Consider the following 21,911-nt stretch of genomic DNA (forward strand, 5'->3'; position numbering starts at 1 on the left):
CGCCAAACGGGCGAAACGATTGAATTGTCGGGGCCCTCTCCCGCCATATGGCGGCTGAGCGGCCCCGCTTTTGTTGGGAAAATGTTACTTTTCGGCGTTTTGCTGCGAGAAGTGAGACGAAAGCGGATTTCGTAAGAACAAAAAACGCTAAGATAGAGGGCCGGTAAAACATTTTTTTTGACTGGTTGGATCACTTTTTTCAGCCGTTTTTACTGGTATAAGCCTCTAATTTGGTTTGTTTTTTTTAATCGTAGCCAGGGATGGGCTGAATTCTGTACGAGTGCCGTCGGGACTGCGGTTGTAATAAAACTCCAAAATTTGATACTAATCACCTTCGCGCCTGAAAAGCGGGGGCCTGACCATGACAGGAGGTTGAGGTAAAGCCTACTGATTTTCATAACAAAGAGCCCTGGACCTGCACTTTGGTCATGTCTTGTTTCGTCAGAAGTGAGACACTGGGCAGCGATTGTTTATTAACCATCAGGGAATAGTCATGCAGATTGGAATACCGAGAGAGAGTCTCGCCGGTGAGACCCGGGTCGCAGCGACCCCGGCTACCGTCGAGCAGCTGAAAAAGCTCGGCTTCGAGGTCGCCATCGAGACCGGCGCAGGCCTGTCGGCCAGCTTCGATGATGCCGCCTTCGAGGCTGCCGGTGCCAGCGTGGTGCCGAATGTCTGGCAAGCCGACCTTATCTTCAAGGTCAATGCGCCGACCGATGCCGAGATCGCACAAATTAAAGATGGCGCCACTCTGGTGAGCTTCATCTGGCCTGCCCAGAACCCTGAGCTGGTCAAGAAGCTGTCCGAGCGCAACATCAATGTGATGGCGATGGATATGGTGCCGCGGATCTCCCGTGCCCAGTCCCTCGATGCCCTCTCCTCCATGGCCAACATCGGTGGCTATCGCGCCGTGGTTGAAGCTGCGCACCAGTTCGGTCGCTTCTTCACCGGTCAAATCACCGCAGCCGGTAAAGTGCCGCCTGCCAAGGTGCTGGTGATCGGTGCCGGTGTAGCCGGTCTGGCTGCCATCGGTACGGCCGGTTCCCTCGGTGCCATCGTGCGTGCGTTCGATACCCGTCTGGAAGTGGCCGAGCAGATCGAATCCATGGGTGGGGAATTCCTCAAGCTGGACTTCGGTGGCGAAGACGGTGCATCCAGCGATGGTTACGCCAAAGTCATGTCCGATGAGTTCATCAAGGCCGAGATGGAGCTGTTCGCCCAGCAGGCCAAAGAGGTGGACATCATCATCACCACCGCCCTGATCCCGGGCAAGCCGGCTCCCAAGCTGATCACCAAAGAGATGGTCGACAGCATGAAGCCGGGCTCCGTCATTGTGGACATGGCCGCTCAGGCTGGCGGTAACTGTGAATACACAGTGCCGGGCGAACTGCATGTCACCGACAACGGCGTCAAGGTGATTGGTTACACCGATCTGCCGGGCCGTCTGCCTGCCCAATCCTCCCAGCTCTACGGTACCAACCTGGTCAACCTGATGAAGCTGATGTGCAAGGAGAAGGACGGCAACGTTGCCATCGACTTCGAAGACGTGGTTCAGCGCAACATGACGGTGATCCAGGCCGGTGAAGTGACCTTCCCGCCGCCCGCTATCTCTGTCTCTGCCGCCCCGCAGAAACCTGCTGCCGCCAAACCGGCCGCCAAGAAAGAAGAGGCCAAGCCCTCCAACAAGAAGTTCGTGTTCGGTGCCCTCGGCATCGCCGCCTTCGGCTGGATTGCGTCCGTTGCCCCGGCAGCCTTCCTCTCCCACTTCACCGTATTTATCCTGGCCTGTGTGGTCGGTTATTACGTGGTGTGGAACGTATCGCACGCCCTGCATACGCCGCTGATGTCGGTCACCAATGCCATCTCCGGCATTATCGTGGTCGGTGCCCTGCTGCAGATCGGGCAAGGGTCGACTCTGGTTACCGCATTGGCCTTCATCGCCGTGCTGATTGCCAGTATCAACATCTTCGGCGGCTTCACCGTCACTCAGCGCATGCTGAAGATGTTCCGTAAGGATTAAGGGGGTTTAACGTGTCTCAAGGACTGGTAACAGCATCCTATATCGTTGCCGCCGTGCTCTTCATCCTCAGTCTCGCGGGACTGTCGAAGCAAGAAACGGCCAAGCATGGCAACCTGTTCGGTATCGCGGGTATGGCTATCGCCCTGCTCGCCACCGTATTCAACCCGGAGACCAGTGGCGTTCACTGGATCATTCTGGCCATGGTGATCGGCGGTGCCATCGGCGTGCGTCTGGCGCTCAAGGTCGAAATGACCGAGATGCCCGAGCTGGTGGCCGTGCTGCACAGCTTCGTGGGTATGGCGGCAGTGCTGGTGGGCTTCAACAGCTTCATCGATCTGCACCCCTCTGCTCCTGCTGAGGTCGTCGTCTCCGTCGGTTCCAATCTGGATGCCACCCTGGCAGCCGCCCGTGCGGCGTTCGAGCAGGCCAACAGCGTTGCTCAGGTCGAGCACCTGACCGGCGCCATGCTGAACATCCATCTGGTCGAGATCTTCCTGGGCGTCTTTATCGGTGCCGTAACCTTCACCGGTTCCGTGGTTGCCTTCGGCAAACTGCGCGGTCTGATCTCCTCCAAGCCGCTGATGCTGCCGCACCGCCACAAGCTGAACCTGCTGGCCGTGGTCGCGTCTCTGGCGCTGATGGTCTACTTCGTCAACGCCGGTGGCTCCACCTTCGCTCTGCTGGTGATGACCCTGATCGCCTTCGCTTTTGGCTGGCATCTGGTTGCCTCCATCGGTGGTGCCGACATGCCGGTAGTGGTCTCCATGCTGAACTCCTACTCCGGTTGGGCGGCAGCGGCAGCGGGCTTCATGCTCTCCAATGACCTGTTGATCGTCACCGGTGCCCTGGTGGGTTCCTCCGGTGCCATCCTCTCTTACATCATGTGCAAGGCGATGAACCGCTCCTTCATCTCGGTGATCGCCGGTGGCTTCGGCTCCGATGGCGTGGCCTCCACGGCTGATCAGGAGATGGGCGAATACCGCGAAACCAGCGCCGAGGAAGTGGCTGACCTGCTGAAGAACTCCAGCTCCGTCATCATCACCCCGGGCTATGGCATGGCGGTGGCACAGGCCCAGTATCCGGTGGCTGAAATCACCCAGAAGCTGCGTGACCGCGGCGTCAAGGTGCGTTTCGGTATCCACCCGGTTGCCGGTCGTCTGCCTGGCCACATGAACGTGCTGCTGGCGGAAGCGAAAGTCCCGTATGACATCGTGCTGGAAATGGACGAGATCAACGACGACTTCGCCGATACCGATACCGTGCTGGTGATTGGTGCCAACGACACCGTCAACCCGGCCGCGATGGAAGATCCGGGCAGCCCGATCGCCGGTATGCCGGTGCTGGAAGTATGGAAAGCGCAGAACGTCATCGGCTTCAAGCGTTCCATGAATACTGGCTACGCCGGTGTCCAGAACCCGCTGTTCTTCAAGGAAAATACCCAGATGCTGTTTGGCGATGCCAAGGCCAGCGTCGAGGCAATCCTGAAAGCACTGTAAGTGCCATTCAGAGAGTGAATATCAAGGAGGCTTCGGCCTCCTTTTTTATTGCCCATCCCTTGTATATCCTCAATCCATACGGACCATGAGGGATCTCCATGATGTGGTATCAGGGTTGGCGAAGGATCGGGTTGTACGGCTGGCTGCTGGCCTCCCTGTTTGGTGCCGGTTTGACGGCTGCGGCGGACAAACCGCCGACTCTGACGCTGCTGACCGAGCTGTGGCCCCCTTATGTGATGCGTGGTGACAATGGCGAGCTGGCCGGCGCCGATCTCGATCTGGCCTGTACCGTGTTGCGCCAGATGGGTTATCGCACCGAAATCAGGGTGCTGCCCTGGAAGCGAGTTCTGCAGCAGGCCCGTCTCAGGCAGGGGGATGCGGTAGTCGACGTCTTCTTTGAACCTTCCCGCCAGCACTGGCTTCACTACCCCGAAGAGCCGCTCTCTTACAGCGGCGAAGTGCTCTTCTATCCGACGGTTCGTCCGGTGGATTTCAGGCAGCTCTCTGACCTCAAGGGTCTGCGGATAGGTATTCAGGAAGATTATGCCTACAGTCCCGATTTTCTGACCGATCCCGGGGTGATCCGGATGCCGATGACGGGGGAGGGGAATGCCATCAAACAGCTGCATCTGATGATGGCCGGTCGGCTGGACGGGGTGGTGCTCAACGAGCGGGTCGGTCGTTATCTGTTGCACACTCAGGGGTTGCAGGATCAGGTGAACCACGGCTCGCGCCTGCTGACCGACGACAACCGCAACTTCCTCGCGTTTACCCACAAGCCCGGCCACGACCAGCTGGCTATCCGTTTCTCCTCTGCCCTCAAGGCGTTCAAACAGACTCCCGCCTACAAGCAGCTGCTGGCCCGCTATCACCTCTGAGTTGCCGCCCTGCTGTGCGCCGCTTCACAATTTGTCGCACTTTGTTAAAAGGTGGGCATAATGGCGAGCAAAAAGGGGATGCCGCTCAACATTAGTTGATCTTGTTGATAGTAGAATCAACTGCGGTTTACTCAAAGTTACTCATATATGTCCACAGCAGCCACCATTGACCAGATCAATTCGTTAACGGATGAAGAACGTCATCTGATCGCCAGTTTCGAGCCCGCGGTCGAGGCGCTGGCCGCGCTGTTTGGCGCAGGGTGCGAGGTGGTGTTGCATGCGTTCGATACGCTGGATGCATCGGTTATCAAGATTGCCAACGGCCATGTCACCGGTCGTCGGGAGGGGGCGCCGGTCACCGACTTTGCCCTCAACCGCTTGCAGGGGGAGGCGGGCAGCCAGTGGAGCAGCTACTTCAGCCGTACCCGCGACGGGACGCTGCTGAAGTCCTCCTCCATCACTATCAGCAACCGGCAGGGCAAGCCCATCGGCATGCTCTGCGTGAACTTCAGTCTGGATACCTCCCTTGGCAGCCTGCTCGATACTTTTGCGCTGCCCGCGGCACCGGCGCCGCTCAACAACGAGACCTTTGCCAGCTCGGTGGACGATCTGGTGACTCAGGTGATTGAGAAGGTGGATCGGGACGATTCGCTCTCCTGCACGGTGCGCAACAAGGAGATAGTGACCCGGCTCTTCGACATGGGGATCTTCGAGATCAAGGAGGCGGCGCAGCTGGTTGCCCGGATGCTCGGCATCTCCCGTCATACTGTTTATCTGCATATCCGCAACCACAAGGCGGATCTGAACAAGCAATAACTGCCTGCGGGCACCCTGAACATGAGAAACACTGCGATGAAAGCACAATGGACCGACTTTATTACCCTGCTCAAGCGTGAAGTGGTGCCGGCCCTGGGCTGTACCGAGCCGATGTCGGTGGCGCTGGCGGCGGCCAACTGCCGCAAGCTGCTGGGGGAGACCCCGACCCGCATCAGCGTCTGGGTCAGTGGCAATCTGTTCAAGAACGGCATGGGGGTCGGGGTGCCGGGTACCGGCATGATCGGTCTGCCGGTGGCCGCTGCGGTCGGCATCACCGGCGGCAATCCCAATGCCGGGCTGGAGGTGCTCAAGACCCTCACACCAGAACAGGTGGAAGCGGCCAAGACGTTGCTGCCGGTGATCAAGGTGGATGTGAAGGATGTGCCGGACGTGCTCTACGCCGAGGTGCTGGCCGAAGTTGAAGGGCACAGTGCCCGGGTGGTGATCTGTACCGACCACACCCGCATCATCCTGATGGAGAAGGATGGCGAGGTGCTGATGGAGCAGGCCAGTGCCCCCAGCGTGCAGATCCAGCCAGCCAAATCCGCCAAACCGGCCATGACCCTGCGGGAGATCGTCGATTTTGCATTGGAAGTGCCGCTGGCGGAGATCGACTTTATCCGCGAGGCCGCCACCATGAATCAGGCGCTGGCGGACGAAGGGTTGCAGGGTTACGGCCTGAAGATCGGCAAGATCCTCACCGAGCAGGTGGAGCGCAAGCTGCTCTCCGATGACCTGATGACCCTGGCGATGCGTCTCTCCTCCGCTGCTTCCGATGCGCGGATGGATGGCGCCATGCTGCCCGCCATGTCCAACTCCGGCTCCGGCAATCAGGGCATTGCCGCCACCATGCCTGTGGTCGCGGCGGCCCGCTTCCTCAAGGCGAGCGACGAGCAGCTGACTCGGGCGCTGGTGATGAGCCATCTGGTGGCCATCTACATCAAGACTTACCAGAACAAGCTGTCGGCCCTCTGCGCCGCCAGTACCGCCGCCATGGGGGCCGGTGCCGCCATCACCTGGCTGCTGGGCGGCCAGTATCAGCAGATCAGCCACTGCATCAACAACATGATTGGCGATGTCTCCGGCATCATCTGCGACGGCGCGGGCAGCGCCTGCTCCATGAAGGTCTCCACTTCTACCTCAGCGGCGGTAAAGTCTTCGCTGATGGCCATCAACAACCTGCATGTCCCCCAGAGCGAGGGGATCGTCTCCGATGACGTGGACCAGACCATCGCCAATCTGGGACGACTCTCCAAAGAGGGGATGCTGGATACCGACATCGAAATCATCAACATCATGCGAGCGAAACAGCAGAAGCAGTGAATCTGTGACAAGGGGGCGATAGACCCCCTTGTTCTTGTCACGACGGCGCAGACCGTCTGACACGGTTGCCAGGGCAAGCATGGCGCTTGCTCTTGTTTCTCGGGCGCAAGCCCGCTTTTTGGGGAGTCATACCATGACATTTAGCGTTATCGGCAATCTGGCCATCGCCGCCATCTTGCTGTTCTTTCTCTACCGGTTACAGGAAAAACATGTGAGCTTCACCCGCCGGGTATTTGCCGGTCTGGGGCTCGGTATTCTGTTCGGCGCCGCTTTGCAACTGCTTTACGGTGCTGGTTCGTCCGTCATTGTTCAGACCATCGACTATCTGGATATCGTGGGTAGCGGCTATGTGAAGCTGCTGCAAATGATCATCATCCCGCTCATCATGGTCTCCATCATCAGCGCTATCTTGAAGCTCAATGGTGGCACCGCGCTGGGCAAGATCAGTGCCATGACCATAGGCGTGCTGATCTTCACCACCGCCATCGCCGCCGGGGCGGGCATCCTGATGTCCAACCTGTTTGGCCTGACCGCTGAAGGACTCACCTCCGGTGCTGCCGAAAGCGCCCGGGGCGCCGCGCTGCAGACCACCCTCGGCAGCGTCGAGAGCATGTCGTTCGCCAAGATGGTGCTGGAGTTCATTCCGGCCAACCCCTTCCTCGACATGACCGGGGCGCGCAAGACCTCCACCATCGCCGTGGTGATCTTCTCCATCTTCATTGGCCTCTCCGCCACCGGCATCGCCCGCAAGAAGCCGGAGATCTTCGCCAGCTTCAGCCACTTCGTGGCCGTGGCTCATGCCATCGTGATGCGAATGGTGACTCTGGTGCTGCGCCTGACCCCGTTCGGCGTACTGGCGCTGATGACCAAGGTGGTATCCGGTTCCAACTATGCTGACATCATCAATCTGCTCAGCTTTGTGATGGCCTCTTACGGTGCCATCGCCATCATGTTTGTCGTGCACCTGCTGCTGGTGAGCATGGTCGGCATCAACCCGCTGCGCTTCCTCAAGAAGATCACTCCGGTGCTGGCGTTTGCCTTCACCTCGCGCACCAGTGCGGGCTCCATCCCGATGAACGTGCAAACCCAGACCAAGTCGCTGGGTATTCCTGAGGGGATCGCCAACTTCGCCGCCTCCTTCGGTTCCACCATCGGCCAGAACGGCTGTGCCGGTATCTATCCGGCCATGCTGGCAGTGATGATTGCCCCGACCGTCGGGGTCAACCCGATGGATCCCGGCTTCATCATGACCCTGATCGCCATCATCACCGTCAGCTCCTTCGGGGTGGCCGGGATTGGCGGCGGCGCCACCTTTGCCGCGCTGATCGTGCTCTCCGCGCTGGACTTCCCGGTAGCGCTGGCCGGTCTGCTCATCTCCATCGAGCCGCTGATCGACATGGGCCGTACCGCGCTCAACGTCTCCGGTTCCATCACCGCAGGGACGGTCACCAGCCGCCTGATGGGCGAGACCGACATGCATGTGTTCAACAGCGATCACGAAGTGAGTCTGGACGGCGAAGAGTCCACCGTCTGATTTGCTGTCGGTTGATCTGCTCGTGGAAAGGGGTGACTCTTTCCCGTCATAGACCGCAGGGAGGGCATGCCCTCCCTGCGCCATTGAGAGGAAAAACAATGAGAATTCTGGTCATCGGTGGCGAAGCTGCCGGTATGAGTGCGGCCGCCAAGGCGCGCCGTCTGGCCAAAGATGCCGAAATCGTGGTGTATGAGGCCTCCGAGGTGATCTCTTTCGGTGCCTGCGGCCTGCCTTACTTTGTCGGCGACGAGTTTCAGGAGCCCGGCTACATGGCCGAGTTCACCCCCGAGCAGTTCGCCGCCAAGGGGATCGAGGTCAAGATTGGCCATCGGGTGCTGAGCGTCGATGCAACTGCCCAGACCTTGGTGGTGGAGCACAACGGCGACACCTTCACCGATCGCTACGATCGGCTGATGATCGCCACCGGCGCCCGCGAAGTGATGCCCCCCATCCCCGGTTTGCAGCAGCAAGGGGTATTCGGTCTGCGCCGGATGGCCGACGGGCTGGCGCTGAAGGCGGCGGTGCAAGACAAGAACAATCGCCGCGCCGTGGTGATTGGCTCCGGCTTTATCGGGCTGGAGGTGGTCGAGGCGCTGGTCCATCAGGGCAAAGAGGTGCGTCTCATCGAGTTGGCGGATCGGGTCATCCCCGACGCGTTTGATGGCGAGATCACCCAGCACATCGAAACCGAACTGCGCGAGCAGGGGGTCTCTCTCCATCTGGGTGAGCGAGTTGAAGCGCTGCTGGGGGATGGTCGGGTGACCGGCGTGCGCACCAGCCAGGGCGAGTACGAGGCCGATATCGTGGTGGTCTGTACCGGGGTCAAGCCCAACACCGAGTTTCTGGCCGATACCGGCATCGAGCGGCTCGGTAACGGCGCCATCAAGGTGGATCGTCAGGGACGCAGCTCGCTGGCCAACGTCTGGTCGGCCGGTGATTGTGCCAGCGTCTGGCATAGCGTGAAGCAGCAGCAGGTCTATGTGCCGCTCGCCACCATCGCCAACAAGCTGGGGCGCATGGTGGGTGAGAACCTGGCGGGGGCCGAGCAGGAGTTCCCAGGCACCCTCGGCTCTGCCGCGCTCAAGGTGCTGGGGCTGGAGGCGGGCCGTACCGGCCTCTCCGAGCAGGAAGCCAAGGCGATGGGCATCGACTATCGCACTGTGGTGATCAAGGACAAGTGCCACACCAACTACTGCCCGGGTCAGTCCGACATTCACGTCAAGCTGGTCTACGAGGCGGGCAACAAGCGGTTGCTGGGCGGCCAGATCCTCGGTCGCAAGGGGGCGGTCCACCGCATCGACGCGCTGGCGGTGGCCATCACCATGGGAGTGACCACCGAGCAGCTCGGCATGCTGGACTTTGCCTACGCGCCGCCCTTCTCCCGCACCTGGGATGCCCTGAACGTGGCGGGTAATGTCGCGAAGTAAGCGTTGCGATGACTGCGTCGTTACGCAGATTCTGCTCTGCAGAGCAATCTGCGGGTAATAGCTGAGGGTAAATTGCAGCGATAAAAAAAACCGATGCCAAGGCATCGGTTTTTTGTTACCGGTTTATCCGTATCACTCAGCCACGGCCGAGGCGGTTTTCCGGGTAGTTCTTGGCCAGCACTTCGCGGGCATGCTTGGCCAGCTGCGGCATCTTCAGAGAGTCGTAAGACTCGACCATGATCTCCAGTGCCTTCTCGGTTTCGGCTGTGTCGGGGTAGGTTTCGACAATCAGCTTGGCCCGGTTGGCGGCCGCGACCAGTGCATCACGCTTCACGTAATACTCGGCCACGCTCAGGTCATATCGGGCCAGACGATTCTTCAGGCCAATCATGCGGGCGCGGGCATCGGCGGCATAGACACTGTTGGGGTAGTTCTGCAACAGGGTCTTGAAGTCCTGGAATGCCTGACGGGCATAAGCAGGGTCTTTGTCGTCACGATCGATACCGAACAGGCTCTGGAAGAAGTTGTAATCCGCCGCCATGTTGGTCAGGCCGCGCATATAGAAGACGTAATCGATGTTTTTATGCGCCGGATTGAGGCGGATAAAACGGTCGATATTGGCGATCGCCTGAGCGGTATCATCCTGCTTGTAGTAGGCATAGATGAGGTCAAGCTGCACCTGGTTGGAGTAGGCGCCGAACGGGTAGCGAGAGTCCAAAGCCTCCAGCAATTCAGTGGCTTGCACGTAATTGCCAACGTCCAGTTTGAGGCGTGCTTTCTGGTACAGGGTCTCCGGCGGTTCGTCGGGTACCTTGGGTTTGGTGCTGGAACAGCCTGTGATCAAGGTAGCGACCAAGGCGAGCGACATCAGCAGGTGAGACTTCTTTCCCATCAACAACATCCGGTCCATTTCCACGAAATTGGCAAAGTATCCGTTATGCTTGGCTAAAAGAAAAGCTAGAATACCCGGATTATTTCGAATTGATACCCCCCGCTCAAGAGACCATACATGAGCCAGCATATTGAACTGACAGGCGAATTCCAGGATCACCAATTCGGGCAGCGACTCGACCAGGCCCTGGCCGAATTGTTTCCAGACTACTCCCGCACCCGCATCAAGGAGTGGATTTTACAGGACAGAGTGACCCTGGACGGTCAGGTTGCCAACACCCCGCGCGAGAAGATTCTGGCCGGGCAGCAGGTGCATGTGAATGTCGAGCTGGAAGATGATACTCGCTGGGATGCCCAGGATATCGAGCTCAACATCGTTTATGAAGATGAACACATTCTGGTGATCGACAAACCGGCCGGACTGGTGGTTCACCCGGGCGCAGGCACGCCGGATGGCACCATCCTCAACGCCCTGCTGCACCGCTACCCCGGCATTGCCGAGGTACCTCGCGCCGGTATCGTGCACCGTCTGGATAAAGACACCACAGGTTTGATGGTGGTTGCCAAAACCGTACCCGCCCAGACCCATCTGGTGGAAGCGTTGCAGGCGCGCCAGATCACCCGTGAGTACGAAGCGATCGCCATCGGTCACATGACCGCAGGTGGTACGGTTGATGCGCCCATAGGCCGTCACCCGACCCAGCGTACCCATATGGCCGTGGTGCCCAATGGTCGTCCTTCCGTAACTCACTACCGGGTTCACGAGAAGTTCCGTGGCCACACCCGTCTGCGTCTGCGTCTGGAGACCGGCCGTACCCACCAGATCCGTGTCCACATGGCGCATATCAAACACCCGCTGGTGGGTGATCCCGCTTACGGTGGCCGTCTGCGCCCGCTGCGCAACGCGACCCCCGAGCTGACCCAGGCACTGCGTAACTTCAACCGTCAGGCGCTGCATGCCACCATGCTGCAACTGGCTCACCCCATCACGGGAGAAGTGATGCAGTGGCACTCAGCTACACCGCAAGACATGGTGGAGCTGATGGAAGTGCTGCGCGCGGATACTCTCGCCAATCCGGACGATCTGGTCTGGAACTGATGCGATAGGGCCTGCTGCGTCGGTTTCTGGCGTCATCCGGCCCGAATAGATGCCAAACGGGGTTCCCTTGCAGGAGCCCCGTTTTTATATCGGTGAATTGAAGGAGTCACAGATGAAATGGATCGAACCCGACTGGCCAGCTCCGGCCAATGTCAGAGCCCTGTCAACCACTCGGGATGGCGGGGTAAGCGAGGGGGTTTTCGCCGGGCTGAATCTGGGCGCCCATGTGGGGGATGAACCGGTGCGAGTCGAGGCCAATCGTGCTCGCTTGCAGCAGGCGGCCGCCATCCCGGGGCCCCTCAACTGGCTTAATCAGGTGCACGGCACCGTGGTTCATCAGGTCAGCAACCATTATCAGCAGGCGCCAGATGCCGATGCCGCCTACGCCCATGAGGCGGAGCTGGCCTGCATCGTGATGACCGCCGACTGTCTGCCGGTGCTGTTCTGCGATCGGGCAGGTACCGTGGTCGCAGCGGCCCACGCAGGCTGGCGTGGACTGAAAGAGGGCGTGCTGGAGGCGAGCATCGCCGCCATGGGCTGCGAGCCGGGCGAGGTCCTGGCCTGGATGGGCCCGGCCATCGGCCCCACTGCGTTTGAAGTGGGTGGCGAGGTGCGCGAGGCCTTTATGGCCGAGCAGGCCGAAGCAGAAGCGGCGTTCATCCCTTCGTCCAATGAGGGGAAATGGCTGGCGGATATCTACCAGCTGGCCCGGCTGCGCCTTGCCCGTGCTGGCGTCACCGCCATCTATGGTGGCGAATACTGCACCTTCAGCGACAGCGAGCAGTTTTACTCCTATCGCCGCGACGGCCAGACCGGCCGCATGGCCTCCCTCATCTGGTTGGCCCGCTAAGCAATCACCCGCCAAGTAATAGCCCGTCTCTCTCAAGAACAGATCCGTATGAGAGAGGCGGGGATCCTGCCCTCTCCCCGCTTTGCAGAAAAAATAACCAGCCCATGCCCTTGAAATAGCCCGTACGGGCCTCATCTTTCATCTCAGAAAGTTATGTTGTTTGCCGCGCAAGCGGCGTCTGCCTGTTTGAAGGGGGAGTGCAATGCGCCTCGATCGCCTTACCAGCAAATTCCAGATTGCTATTTCCGATGCCCAGTCTCTTGCGCTGGGTCGTGACCACCAATTCATCGAACCCGTTCACCTGATGACCGCGCTGGTCAATCAGGATGGCGGCTCCATCCGTCCGTTGCTCACCCTGACCGGGATGGATATCAATGCCCTGCGCTCCCGTCTCGGTGAGGAGCTGGATCGCCTGCCGCGCGTCAGCGGCGTGGAAGGGGACGTGCAGCTCTCCAACGGCCTCGGCCGCCTGCTCAACGTCTGCGACAAACTGGCCCAGCAGCGCAAGGATCAGTTCATCTCCTCCGAACTGTTCGTGCTGGCTGCCCTCGACGACAAGGGAACGCTGGGTGAGCTGCTGCGCGCCCAGGGGCTGACCAAGGAGAAACTCGAAGCGGCCATCGACAAGGTGCGTGGCGGCAAGAAGGTGGAGGATGCCAACGCCGAGGAGAACCGCCAGGCGCTGGAGAAGTACACCATCGATCTGACCGAGCGGGCCGAGATCGGCAAGCTCGACCCGGTGATCGGCCGGGATGACGAGATCCGCCGCACCATTCAGGTGCTGCAACGCCGTACCAAGAACAACCCTGTGCTGATCGGTGCTCCCGGTGTCGGTAAAACCGCCATCGTCGAGGGGCTGGCCCAGCGCATCATCAATGGCGAAGTACCGGAAGGGCTCAAGAACAAGCGGGTGCTGTCGCTGGACATGGGGGCGCTGGTGGCCGGGGCCAAGTATCGCGGCGAGTTTGAAGAGCGGCTTAAGGCCGTACTGACCGATCTCGCCAAGGAGGAGGGCAACGTCATCCTCTTTATCGACGAGCTGCACACCATGGTCGGCGCCGGCAAGGGCGAAGGGGCCATGGACGCAGGCAACATGCTGAAACCTGCGCTGGCCCGTGGCGACCTGCACTGCGTCGGTGCCACCACGCTGGATGAGTACCGTCAGTACATCGAGAAGGATGCCGCGCTGGAGCGCCGTTTCCAGAAGGTGCTGGTGGAGGAGCCGACAGTCGAAGATACCATCGCCATCCTGCGCGGTCTGAAAGAGCGTTACGAGCTGCACCATCATGTGCAGATCACCGATCCTGCCATCGTGGCGGCGGCCCAGTTGTCGCACCGCTACATTGCGGATCGCCAGTTGCCGGACAAGGCCATCGACCTCATTGACGAGGCGGCTGCCAGCATCCGGCTGCAGATCGACTCCAAGCCCGAGGCGCTCGATCGTCTTGAGCGGCGCATCATCCAGCTCAAGCTGGAGCAGCAGGCGCTGATGAAGGAGGACGATGACGCCAGCCGCAAACGGCTGGAGCTGATCAATCAGGAGATTGGCGAGAAGGATCGGGAATACAACGAGCTGGACGAAGTGTGGAAGGCCGAGAAAGCCGCCCTCGCCGGCACCCAGCATATCAAGGCGGCGCTGGAGCAGGCCCGTCAGGATCTCGATGTGGCACGCCGGGCAGGCGACCTGGGCCGGATGTCCGAGCTGCAGTACGGCCGCATTCCGGAGCTGGAGAAACAGCTGGATCTCGCCACTCAGGCGGAGATGCAGGAGACCAGTCTGCTGCGCAATCGGGTCACCGATGTGGAGATCGCAGACGTCCTGGCCCGCTGGACTGGCATTCCGGTCGCCCGCATGCTGGAAGGGGAGCGCGACAAGCTGCTGCGGATGGAAGATCAGCTGCACAGCCGGGTGATTGGTCAGGAAGAGGCGGTCGATGCGGTCTCCAACGCCATTCGTCGCTCCCGTGCCGGTCTCTCCGATCCGAATCGCCCCATCGGCTCCTTCCTGTTCCTGGGGCCCACCGGGGTGGGCAAGACCGAGCTGTGCAAGGCGCTGGCGGAGTTCCTGTTCGATACCCAGGATGCCATGGTGCGGATCGACATGTCCGAGTTCATGGAGAAACACAGCGTGGCCCGTCTGGTGGGGGCGCCTCCCGGATATGTGGGTTATGAAGAGGGCGGTTATCTGACCGAGGCGGTACGCCGTCGTCCCTACTCGGTGATCCTGCTGGACGAGGTGGAGAAGGCGCACCCGGATGTGTTCAACATCCTGCTGCAGGTGCTCGATGATGGCCGCCTGACCGATGGTCAGGGTCGTACCGTCGATTTTCGCAACACCGTGGTCATCATGACCTCCAACCTTGGTTCGGATCTCATTCAGGAGCACCACTCCGAGAAGGATTACGACGAGATGAAGGCCATGCTGATGGATGTGCTGACCCGCAGTTTCCGGCCGGAGTTTATCAACCGGATCGACGAGACCGTGGTGTTCCATCCGCTTGGCGAGGAGCACATCAAGTCCATCGCCCGCATCCAGCTCAAGAGCCTGATGGGCCGTCTCGAGGCTCAGGGTTACGAGGTGGAGGTGAGCGAAGCGCTGCTCAACAAGCTGGTTCACGCCGGGTTCGACCCCGTCTACGGGGCGCGGCCTCTCAAACGGGCGATCCAGCAGAAGGTGGAGAACCCGCTGGCGCAGGCGCTGCTCTCCGGTCGCATCGTGCCAGGCAAAAAACTGGTGCTGGGGGCCGACAGCAACGGCCTCACCATGACCCAGTAACCAGTCTCGCATCGATGTTTGCAACGCCAGTCCTCGGGCTGGCGTTGCCATATCTGGTGGCAGGGATTCGGGCGCAAAAAAAAACGGCAATCCGAAGATTGCCGGGAGGAATGTAGTGAAGCGACCTGACGTGGGTTGAGCGGGTCGCAGGGGCAAGCCCCGGTTTCGCCGTGGGCCATCAGGGATGACCACGCGACTTACAGCATGTCCGGACTGCGCTCGTTCAGTCCGCACCGCCACACACCTTTAGGGCTGACCCGCGTGCCACTGCGCACAGGCCAGACCGGTGAAATAAACGCGTTTACAGCATGCCCGGGATAGCGGCCTTCATTTCAGAGGGCCACACACCAACCTGCACCTGACCGATATGCTCTTTTTGCAGCAGCAGCATGGCCAGACGGGATTGGCCGATGCCGCCGCCGATGGTCTGCGGCATCCGTGCGGCCAGCAGATCCTGATGCCAGTCGTACTGCAGGCGATCTTCGTCGCCGGTGATAGCCAGCTGGCGGCGCAGTGCCTCGGCATCGACCCGGATCCCCATGGAGGAGATCTCGAAGCTGTCTTGCAGCACCGGGTTCCACACCAGAATGTCCCCGTTCAGACCCGCCAGACCCAGCTCGCTGTGGCTGCTCCAGTCGTCGTAATCCGGGGCGCGTACATCGTGGCGTTCGCCGTGGGAGAGGGCACCGCCGATGCCGATCAGGAACACGGCCCCAAGCTCTTTGGCGATGGCGCGCTCGCGCCCCTTGGCATCGAGGTCCGGGTAACGGGCCAGCAGCTCTTCGCTGTGCAGGAACTGGATCTCGGCCGGCAGGAAGGGGGTCAGCTCATGTTCGGCGCAGACCGCGCGCTCGGTGGCCTTGATGGCGGCCCAGATGCCGCGCACGGTTTCCTGCAGATAGGCCAGATCGCGGCGCTCGCTCGGCATCACTTTCTCCCAGTCCCACTGATCCACGTAGACGGAGTGGATGGGGGTGAGCTTGTCTTCATCCGGACGCAGTGCCTTCATGTGGGTGTAGATCCCTTCGCCCGGGCCGAAGCCGAAGCGACCCAGGGTCTGGCGCTTCCACTTGGCCAGTGAATGGACCACTTCGTAGCTGTGCTCCGGCAGTGTTTTCACTTTGACCTGCACTGCATTCTCATGGCCAGAGAGGTTGTCCTGAGTGCCATCACCGACCCGGCTCAGAATGGGGGCTTGCACCTCCATCAGACCCAGTTGCTGGGCGAGTTGGCGGGAGAACATCTCTTTGACGAAGCTGATCTGCTGTTGGCTGCGAATGTAGTGCTGTTTCATGCTGAATTCCTGTTTCAAGCCCGTTGGATGTGGTGATTCTTCAACGGATTGCCAACTAAATTCAATAATCGATAATAGAAATAGGCTTTGTGTATTTTTTTCTTCAAAATAAGCCGTCATTTAATGAGGTATCGTTAGCGGGAGTGCAAAAAAATGCCGGAAAATTACCGGATCGATAATCTCGATCAGGCCATCCTCACCGCTCTGATGGAGAATGCGCGGATCCCTTACGCCGAACTGGCGAAACAACTGGCGGTCAGCCCGGGCACCATCCATGTGCGGGTGGAGAAGATGAAACAGGCGGGGATCATCGAGGGGACACGGGTGCAGGTTAACCCCAAGAAGCTGGGTTACGACGTCTGCTGCTTTATCGGGATCAATCTGAAGAGTGCCAAGGATTACCCCTCGGCATTGGCCAAGCTGCAGGCGCTGGACGAGGTGGTGGAGGCCTACTACACCACGGGCCACTACAGCATCTTCATGAAGGTGATGACCCGCTCCATCGACGAGCTGCAGATAGTGCTGATCAACAAGATCCAGACCATCGACGAGATCCAGTCCACTGAAACCCTGATTTCACTGCAAAACCCTATCCTGCGGGATGTGAAACCCTGACCCCTTGATCAGGGTTCGATATAGGGGATGGCGTACTTGTCGTAGAGGGCCTTGAGGCTGCCGTTTCGCTTCATGCGCAGCAGTTCGGCATCGTAGGCCGCCATCAGGGCTGGAGTCTGTGCATCCGCTCGTGCGCGGGCCCAGGTGTTGAAGTAGGGGCTGCTCTTGAGCGGTTTGGGCAGGTAATCGACCTTGCCCGTCAGCCCCTCCTCCTTGATTTGGGTGAAGGCGGTGACCAGCGGCATCGGCACGGTATCGATCCGTCCGGCCAGCAGTTTGCGCAGTTGCAGCTGGTTCATGGTGATCTCCTGAAACTGATAGGCCGGGTCGGTCATCGCCACCGCCAGTTCAGGGGTGTAGGAGAAATCCTTGGTCACGCCTATGCGCCAGGGTTTGAGAGCGGCCAGCGTCTCGTAACGGATCTTCAGCAGGTCCGCCTTGCGCACGAAGAAGTGCCAGCTGTGGCGAAGATGGGCCTGTTGGGGATAGATGAGATAACTCTCCCGCTCTGCCTTGTAGGAGTGGGTCATCACCAGATCGCAGGCGCCGGTTTCGGCGTTGCGGGTGAGGCGGGCGGCGGAATCAGCCAGCTCGATCCTAAAAGGCGTCTCCAGCTTGTCGAAGATGGCGGTGACGATGTCGATATCGAGCCCACGGGGTTTCTGATCGACATCGATAAACTTGAGCGGGGGCTCCATAGTGCCGCAGATCACCAGCTCTTTGGCGGGCAATCCGAGTGGAAACAGCAACCAAAACAGGGGGATCACACGCAAACTACGTCTCCTGAGCCCGTTTGAAGATATTCCAAGACCTGATTCCAGTATATTGGATGGCACCTGATCCGTTAGAAGCGACTGTTTATGGCAAATCCTGAAATCGAGAGCCCGCTGGACGGGATCGACAAGTTGACCGTCTCGCTCTACCGCCTTGGCTTGAGTGCGGCAGCCCTGTTGCTGCTTTGCCGCGGTGCGGCGCTGCTGAGCGGGATGGCACTGTTCCCGTCGGCACAATGGTTGATGTCGCTGGCAGTGGCAAGCGCAATCTGCGGCTTCTCGCTGCATATCTACGACAAGCGGATTCGCCTGATTCTGCAGGGATTTGGTTGGGGCGCACTGGCCCTGGCAGCGGTGGGGGCGCCAGATGCGCTGGTGCTGGGGGCGGCGTTGGCGACCCTCTCCGGGCTGGCGTTCAAGGAGCAGTTTTGCTTCGCCATTCCCGGCATCAAGCTGGTGCCCGTGCTGCTACCGGCGTTATGGCTGCTGGAGTGGTTGCGGGTGGAGTGGGCCGCCGCACTGGTGGCGCTGGTCTGCGGCGCCCTGTTGACCTTGCTGGCGCTGGCCAAGTGGCGGATGCCCCTGCACTTTGATATCGGTGACAAGGGGCGTTACCAGATCTAGGTCTGCTGGCACACCTTCATCTGCTGGTTGAGGGCTTGCATCACCTGACGGCGGCTGATGATGCCGATCACCTTGCCCTGTTGCAGCACCGGGTAGATCTTGGGCTTGGCATCGGCCATCTGGCGAGCCAGATCCAGAATGCTCTCATCCGGCCCGACCGAGAGGGGCGAGCGGTTCATCAGATCCTCCACCCGGGTGCGGGTATCGCAGTGGTAGCTGCCGGTGAGCAGGCTTGGAATGCAATCTTGTTCGGAGAGAAAGCCGATCAGCCGTTTCTGCTCATCCAGCACCGGCAGGCCGCCAAGACCCGATTGATGCAGGCGATCCAGCGCCTCGGCCAGGCCGAGTCCGGCAGTGAGGGAGTGGGTCAGGCGACCCATGTGGTGGTGTACTTTCAGCATGGTGGTGACTCCGCAAGAGGGGGATGCCGCCACTATGACGCAGGTGGGTGGCCCGCGACCAATGGCTTGTGCCGCAGGGATTGATAGGCACAAGCCATCGGCGGTGATCCGCTGGCAGGCGGGCTTCGTTCATGCAAGACCATGAAAGGGAAAGGAGATCGTATGCGTGCATTGGTTACGGGCTGCGGCCGTCGACTCGGATTTTATCTCTGTGAACAACTGGTGGCTGCGGGTTGGCAGGTGACGGGCAGTTATCGCAGCGAGCGGCCGGAGCTGGCCACGCTGGCTGCATTGGGGGTCGAGCTGGTGCAGGCGGATTTTGGTCGGGAAGAGGACGTTGGCAAGCTGATTGATGTGCTGGAGACCCATCAGGATCTGATGTTGGTGATCCACAACGCCTCGGCCTTCGAGCCGCAGGCAACTGATCCGGCGGCGCAACTGGCCCAGTTCGAGCAGTTCTACCGGGTACACATGGCGGCCCCCTTCCAGCTAAACCGGGCGCTGGCCCCCCGGCTGGCCAGCAATCCCAACGCCAGCATCATTCACATCACCGATATCTATATCCATGCCCCGGCCCCCCGTTTTGCCAGCTATGTGGCGACCAAGGCGGGAGCCCATTCGCTGGCCATGAGCTTTGCCCGGGAGCTGGCGCCTGCGGTGCGAGTCAACACCATAGAGCCGGGGCCAATCCTGTTTCTCGACGAGCATGACGAGGCATGGCGCCAGCAGGTGTTGGCGAAAACGCCGCTGGCGCGGGAGGGTGGGCTTGAGCCCATCTGGCAGGCGGTGCAGTTACTGATGGGGAACAGTTATATGACGGGGGCCAGCATCAAGGTGGATGGCGGGCGGGCGCTGGCCACTCTCTGAAGATTTGCCAAGCACCAGCGGCTCCAGCCCGACCTGCCGGGTCAGCAAGCCCTTGCCGGGTTTGAGCTTGCCCGACGGGGCGGGGAGCGTCACTTGCAGCGCCACCTTGGGGTCATGCACCTCGCCATGGCCATAGAGCTCTGCCAGCAGCTCCGCCAGATAGGAATCGACCTCTGCCGAGGCAAAGTCACCGCTCCTGTTGCTGGCCAGAATATCGATGTCGAGCGGCCGATCGTGCACCTTGCAGAGCGGATCGCTGCGATCCCGGCCGTGCGCCACCTCGAGGGCGACAAAGTGCTGCTTGAGGCGGGCGGCATCGAGCGGGCTCTCCACCACCAGCAGGCAGTTGAGAAAGTCGTGGCTGGAGTGCATTCCCACCGGCTTGGTGCGGATCACCGAACTCAGCCGCAGGGGGCCGACGTTCGCAAACAGCTCAGCCAGCGCGCGGCTGACATGGATATGCGGGTCAATATTGGAACCAATGCTACACAGATAGAACATGCTCACCTTCCCTGGGTTGGGCTCATCTGAAATGTATACGCAGCTCACGGTTATCGGATTAACTATGGCTTAACATTGTCTTATCTATTGTGATCCGGCACTGATTGGCAGAAAGGAGGTTTGCATGAGTGTGGAGCTGAAATGGGCGCTGTTGACCGCCTCGGGCGCGCTGGCGATGATCATGATTATCTGTCTGGCCTCTGTCGCGTTGGCGTGAATCACCACAATCCAGATAATACAAACCGGCCTGTTGGCCGGTTTTGTTTTTTGGGGCGGTGCGGCTATGCTGGCGCACCGGTGAGAATGCAAGAGAAGAGATGATGACCAAGGTTCGCCCACGCTCCCTGCTGCAGGTGGTATTGATGGGATTTGTGCTGGTATTGATGCCGCTGGGCGGCATGATCTGGCACAACAGCACCTCCCTTGCCCACCTCAGTCAGCTCACCAGCGACGAGATGGAGCGGGCGGTCAAGGATACCCGCCGCGCTACCCTGCTGACAGCGCAAGCCATCGATATCGAGCGCACCTTGCGCCGCTTCGCGGTGCTGGGGGATCGCCGCAGTCTCACCAGCTACCAGCAGCAACTCGATGGTTATCGGGTGTTGCTGGCGGAACACCGCAACTCCATCACCGATGGCCAGCTCTACAGCGGGCTCGATCAGGGGCTGGCCTGGCTCGACAGCCTGCAGGATGCCGCGTTGGCCCGGGCGGCGGCAGCGGGGGACAAGCTCGAGCAGTTCAACGATGCCAACAAGCAGCTCGAAATAGTCACCCGTAGCCGGGTTGACGAACACATGGATCGGGTGCAGCTCACCATCGCCGGACTGACCAGCGAGCTCTGGTGGGTGAGCGGTGCGGTGGCGGCGCTCAGCCTGCTGATGGTCTTTATCTTCACCTACCTCATCATCCACCCGGTACGACAGATTGAGTCGCGCATCTTGAGTCTGGGTGCCGGGGTCGAACCCGATCCCAAGCCGGTTGACGGCCCTGCCGAGCTGGTATTGCTGGGGGAGCGGATCGTCTGGCTGCACGACAAACTCAAGGAGCTGGAGCTGCAGAAATACCAGTTCCTGCGTCATGTTTCTCACGAGCTCAAGACCCCGCTGGCGGTGCTGCGGGAGGGGACGGATCTGCTCTGCGAGCAGCTGGTCGGGCCTTTGACGCCGGATCAGCTGGAGATCTGCCAGATGCTCGACGAGAACAGTCGGCGTTTGCAGACCCTGATCGAGCGGCTGCTCGACTTCAACCGGCTCAGTCAGCAGGAGGCCTTCGAACTGGAGCCCGTCCCCCTGCTGCCGATGTTGTCGGAACTTTCTGCAGAGTACCGGCTGGCATTGGAGTCCAAGCAGATCCGTGTACACTTGCCGACCGTGCCGGTTACCCTGTGGGCGGAGCCCTACCGGCTACGACTGATCCTCGATAACCTCTTCTCCAACGCCGTCAGTTACGGCGCCAGCGGGGGCAATATCTGGATCAGGGCAGGGCAGGATGAACAGATAAGCTGGCTGGAAGTGGCCAACGAGGGGCCCAAGATCCCCGTGGCCGATCAGCAACGCATTTTTGAACCCTTCGAGCAGGGCAGCACAGTGCGGCAAGGTCTCCTGAAAGGCTCGGGCATGGGCCTCTCCATCGCCCGCGAGTCTGCCAACAGCCTGGGGGGGGAACTGGTTCTGGTAGAGGATGAACAGGCGGATGTCTGTTTCAGGTTGACGTTGAAATGAGGACT

General features: G+C 60.3%; 20 protein-coding genes. 15 read left to right on the forward strand and 5 right to left on the reverse strand.

Annotation, left to right across the window (positions count from 1 at the left end; all coding sequences use genetic code 11):
- Positions 1-493: 493 nt before the first annotated feature.
- From pntA to AB5Y90_RS06635, 7 genes are all read left to right on the forward strand, one after another.
- Positions 494-2,020 carry a Re/Si-specific NAD(P)(+) transhydrogenase subunit alpha gene (gene pntA, locus AB5Y90_RS06605; protein WP_019446577.1) on the forward strand — a complete coding sequence of 509 codons (1,527 nt, stop codon included), beginning with the start codon at positions 494-496 and terminating at the stop codon, positions 2,018-2,020.
- Positions 2,021-2,031: 11 nt separating this feature from the next.
- On the forward strand, positions 2,032-3,516 hold the full coding sequence (pntB, locus tag AB5Y90_RS06610; RefSeq protein WP_005339759.1) for a Re/Si-specific NAD(P)(+) transhydrogenase subunit beta: 1,485 nt from the start codon (positions 2,032-2,034) through the stop codon (positions 3,514-3,516).
- 98 nt (positions 3,517-3,614) lie between these two features.
- The gene (locus tag AB5Y90_RS06615) at positions 3,615-4,394 is read left to right on the forward strand and encodes a substrate-binding periplasmic protein (RefSeq protein ID WP_368166714.1); all 780 of its coding nucleotides are present in this window, start codon (positions 3,615-3,617) and stop codon (positions 4,392-4,394) included.
- Positions 4,395-4,541: 147 nt separating this feature from the next.
- The gene (locus AB5Y90_RS06620) at positions 4,542-5,210 is read left to right on the forward strand and encodes a transcriptional regulator (RefSeq protein WP_368166715.1); all 669 of its coding nucleotides are present in this window, start codon (positions 4,542-4,544) and stop codon (positions 5,208-5,210) included.
- A gap of 21 nt (positions 5,211-5,231) precedes the next feature.
- Complete coding sequence (locus tag AB5Y90_RS06625) at positions 5,232-6,533, forward strand: serine dehydratase subunit alpha family protein (RefSeq protein ID WP_368166716.1); 1,302 nt, start codon at positions 5,232-5,234, stop codon at positions 6,531-6,533.
- Between the two features lie 133 nt (positions 6,534-6,666).
- A complete protein-coding gene (locus AB5Y90_RS06630) occupies positions 6,667-8,067 on the forward strand; it encodes an L-cystine transporter (RefSeq protein WP_368166717.1) in 1,401 nt (466 codons plus the stop codon).
- A gap of 98 nt (positions 8,068-8,165) precedes the next feature.
- On the forward strand, positions 8,166-9,494 hold the full coding sequence (locus AB5Y90_RS06635; protein ID WP_368166718.1) for a CoA-disulfide reductase: 1,329 nt from the start codon (positions 8,166-8,168) through the stop codon (positions 9,492-9,494).
- A 136-nt stretch (positions 9,495-9,630) separates the two neighbouring features.
- Here the strand turns inward: AB5Y90_RS06635 and AB5Y90_RS06640 are convergent, their stop codons facing one another.
- The gene (locus tag AB5Y90_RS06640; protein ID WP_101530913.1) at positions 9,631-10,386 is read right to left on the reverse strand and encodes an outer membrane protein assembly factor BamD; all 756 of its coding nucleotides are present in this window, start codon (positions 10,384-10,386) and stop codon (positions 9,631-9,633) included.
- Between the two features lie 117 nt (positions 10,387-10,503).
- Between AB5Y90_RS06640 and rluD the strand changes: the two genes are divergently transcribed.
- From rluD to clpB, 3 genes are all read left to right on the forward strand, one after another.
- The gene (rluD, locus tag AB5Y90_RS06645; protein ID WP_005339771.1) at positions 10,504-11,484 is read left to right on the forward strand and encodes a 23S rRNA pseudouridine(1911/1915/1917) synthase RluD; all 981 of its coding nucleotides are present in this window, start codon (positions 10,504-10,506) and stop codon (positions 11,482-11,484) included.
- Between the two features lie 112 nt (positions 11,485-11,596).
- Positions 11,597-12,334 (forward strand): peptidoglycan editing factor PgeF, encoded by a 738-nt coding sequence (gene pgeF / locus AB5Y90_RS06650; protein WP_368166719.1) that lies wholly within the window; start codon positions 11,597-11,599, stop codon positions 12,332-12,334.
- 202 nt (positions 12,335-12,536) lie between these two features.
- Complete coding sequence (clpB, locus tag AB5Y90_RS06655; protein WP_368166720.1) at positions 12,537-15,110, forward strand: ATP-dependent chaperone ClpB; 2,574 nt, start codon at positions 12,537-12,539, stop codon at positions 15,108-15,110.
- A gap of 301 nt (positions 15,111-15,411) precedes the next feature.
- On the opposite strand, the gene asnA is transcribed toward clpB, so the two are convergent.
- A complete protein-coding gene (asnA, locus tag AB5Y90_RS06660; protein ID WP_100647061.1) occupies positions 15,412-16,404 on the reverse strand; it encodes an aspartate--ammonia ligase in 993 nt (330 codons plus the stop codon).
- A 153-nt stretch (positions 16,405-16,557) separates the two neighbouring features.
- Between asnA and asnC the strand changes: the two genes are divergently transcribed.
- Positions 16,558-17,019 (forward strand): transcriptional regulator AsnC, encoded by a 462-nt coding sequence (asnC, locus tag AB5Y90_RS06665; RefSeq protein WP_005339783.1) that lies wholly within the window; start codon positions 16,558-16,560, stop codon positions 17,017-17,019.
- 8 nt (positions 17,020-17,027) lie between these two features.
- Here the strand turns inward: asnC and AB5Y90_RS06670 are convergent, their stop codons facing one another.
- Positions 17,028-17,792 (reverse strand): substrate-binding periplasmic protein, encoded by a 765-nt coding sequence (locus AB5Y90_RS06670; RefSeq protein WP_368166721.1) that lies wholly within the window; start codon positions 17,790-17,792, stop codon positions 17,028-17,030.
- A gap of 87 nt (positions 17,793-17,879) precedes the next feature.
- On the opposite strand from AB5Y90_RS06670, the gene AB5Y90_RS06675 reads away from it, so the two are divergent.
- A complete protein-coding gene (locus tag AB5Y90_RS06675) occupies positions 17,880-18,416 on the forward strand; it encodes a DUF2301 domain-containing membrane protein (RefSeq protein WP_368166722.1) in 537 nt (178 codons plus the stop codon).
- Here the strand turns inward: AB5Y90_RS06675 and AB5Y90_RS06680 are convergent.
- A complete protein-coding gene (locus tag AB5Y90_RS06680; protein WP_005356342.1) occupies positions 18,413-18,817 on the reverse strand; it encodes a CBS domain-containing protein in 405 nt (134 codons plus the stop codon). The genes AB5Y90_RS06675 and AB5Y90_RS06680 overlap by 4 nt on opposite strands.
- A gap of 162 nt (positions 18,818-18,979) precedes the next feature.
- Here AB5Y90_RS06680 and AB5Y90_RS06685 point away from each other — a divergent pair, with 162 nt between their 5' ends.
- Complete coding sequence (locus AB5Y90_RS06685) at positions 18,980-19,684, forward strand: SDR family oxidoreductase (protein WP_202005263.1); 705 nt, start codon at positions 18,980-18,982, stop codon at positions 19,682-19,684.
- Here AB5Y90_RS06685 and AB5Y90_RS06690 read toward each other — a convergent pair.
- Positions 19,610-20,185, reverse strand: coding sequence for a 2-amino-4-hydroxy-6-hydroxymethyldihydropteridine diphosphokinase (locus AB5Y90_RS06690; protein WP_219594832.1), 576 nt, complete (start codon positions 20,183-20,185; stop codon positions 19,610-19,612). The genes AB5Y90_RS06685 and AB5Y90_RS06690 overlap by 75 nt on opposite strands.
- 124 nt (positions 20,186-20,309) lie before the next feature.
- Here AB5Y90_RS06690 and AB5Y90_RS06695 point away from each other — a divergent pair, with 124 nt between their 5' ends.
- Positions 20,310-20,402, forward strand: coding sequence for a YnhF family membrane protein (locus tag AB5Y90_RS06695; RefSeq protein WP_005339800.1), 93 nt, complete (start codon positions 20,310-20,312; stop codon positions 20,400-20,402).
- A 103-nt stretch (positions 20,403-20,505) separates the two neighbouring features.
- Entirely contained in the window at positions 20,506-21,906 is a 1,401-nt protein-coding gene (locus AB5Y90_RS06700; RefSeq protein WP_005339801.1) for a HAMP domain-containing sensor histidine kinase, read from the forward strand.
- Positions 21,907-21,911: the final 5 nt, after the last annotated feature.

The sequence above is a fragment of the Aeromonas sp. R4-1 genome, assembly GCF_040908325.1.
In the GTDB taxonomy this organism is placed as follows: domain Bacteria; phylum Pseudomonadota; class Gammaproteobacteria; order Enterobacterales; family Aeromonadaceae; genus Aeromonas; species Aeromonas veronii.

Excerpts from the sequence above, each read along its gene's own strand:
- pntA (WP_019446577.1), top strand. The coding sequence starts at position 494 with ATGCAGATTGGAATACCGAGAGAGAGTCTCGCCGGTGAGACCCGGGTC.
- AB5Y90_RS06615 (WP_368166714.1), top strand. The coding sequence starts at position 3,615 with ATGATGTGGTATCAGGGTTGGCGAAGGATCGGGTTGTACGGCTGGCTG.
- AB5Y90_RS06620 (WP_368166715.1), top strand. The coding sequence starts at position 4,542 with ATGTCCACAGCAGCCACCATTGACCAGATCAATTCGTTAACGGATGAA.
- AB5Y90_RS06625 (WP_368166716.1), top strand. The coding sequence starts at position 5,232 with ATGAGAAACACTGCGATGAAAGCACAATGGACCGACTTTATTACCCTG.
- AB5Y90_RS06630 (WP_368166717.1), top strand. The coding sequence starts at position 6,667 with ATGACATTTAGCGTTATCGGCAATCTGGCCATCGCCGCCATCTTGCTG.
- AB5Y90_RS06635 (WP_368166718.1), top strand. The coding sequence starts at position 8,166 with ATGAGAATTCTGGTCATCGGTGGCGAAGCTGCCGGTATGAGTGCGGCC.
- AB5Y90_RS06640 (WP_101530913.1), bottom strand. The coding sequence starts at position 10,386 with ATGGGAAAGAAGTCTCACCTGCTGATGTCGCTCGCCTTGGTCGCTACC.
- rluD (WP_005339771.1), top strand. The coding sequence starts at position 10,504 with ATGAGCCAGCATATTGAACTGACAGGCGAATTCCAGGATCACCAATTC.
- pgeF (WP_368166719.1), top strand. The coding sequence starts at position 11,597 with ATGAAATGGATCGAACCCGACTGGCCAGCTCCGGCCAATGTCAGAGCC.
- clpB (WP_368166720.1), top strand. The coding sequence starts at position 12,537 with ATGCGCCTCGATCGCCTTACCAGCAAATTCCAGATTGCTATTTCCGAT.
- asnA (WP_100647061.1), bottom strand. The coding sequence starts at position 16,404 with ATGAAACAGCACTACATTCGCAGCCAACAGCAGATCAGCTTCGTCAAA.
- asnC (WP_005339783.1), top strand. The coding sequence starts at position 16,558 with ATGCCGGAAAATTACCGGATCGATAATCTCGATCAGGCCATCCTCACC.
- AB5Y90_RS06675 (WP_368166722.1), top strand. The coding sequence starts at position 17,880 with ATGGCAAATCCTGAAATCGAGAGCCCGCTGGACGGGATCGACAAGTTG.
- AB5Y90_RS06680 (WP_005356342.1), bottom strand. The coding sequence starts at position 18,817 with ATGCTGAAAGTACACCACCACATGGGTCGCCTGACCCACTCCCTCACT.
- AB5Y90_RS06685 (WP_202005263.1), top strand. The coding sequence starts at position 18,980 with ATGCGTGCATTGGTTACGGGCTGCGGCCGTCGACTCGGATTTTATCTC.
- AB5Y90_RS06690 (WP_219594832.1), bottom strand. The coding sequence starts at position 20,185 with ATGTTCTATCTGTGTAGCATTGGTTCCAATATTGACCCGCATATCCAT.
- AB5Y90_RS06695 (WP_005339800.1), top strand. The coding sequence starts at position 20,310 with ATGAGTGTGGAGCTGAAATGGGCGCTGTTGACCGCCTCGGGCGCGCTG.
- AB5Y90_RS06700 (WP_005339801.1), top strand. The coding sequence starts at position 20,506 with ATGACCAAGGTTCGCCCACGCTCCCTGCTGCAGGTGGTATTGATGGGA.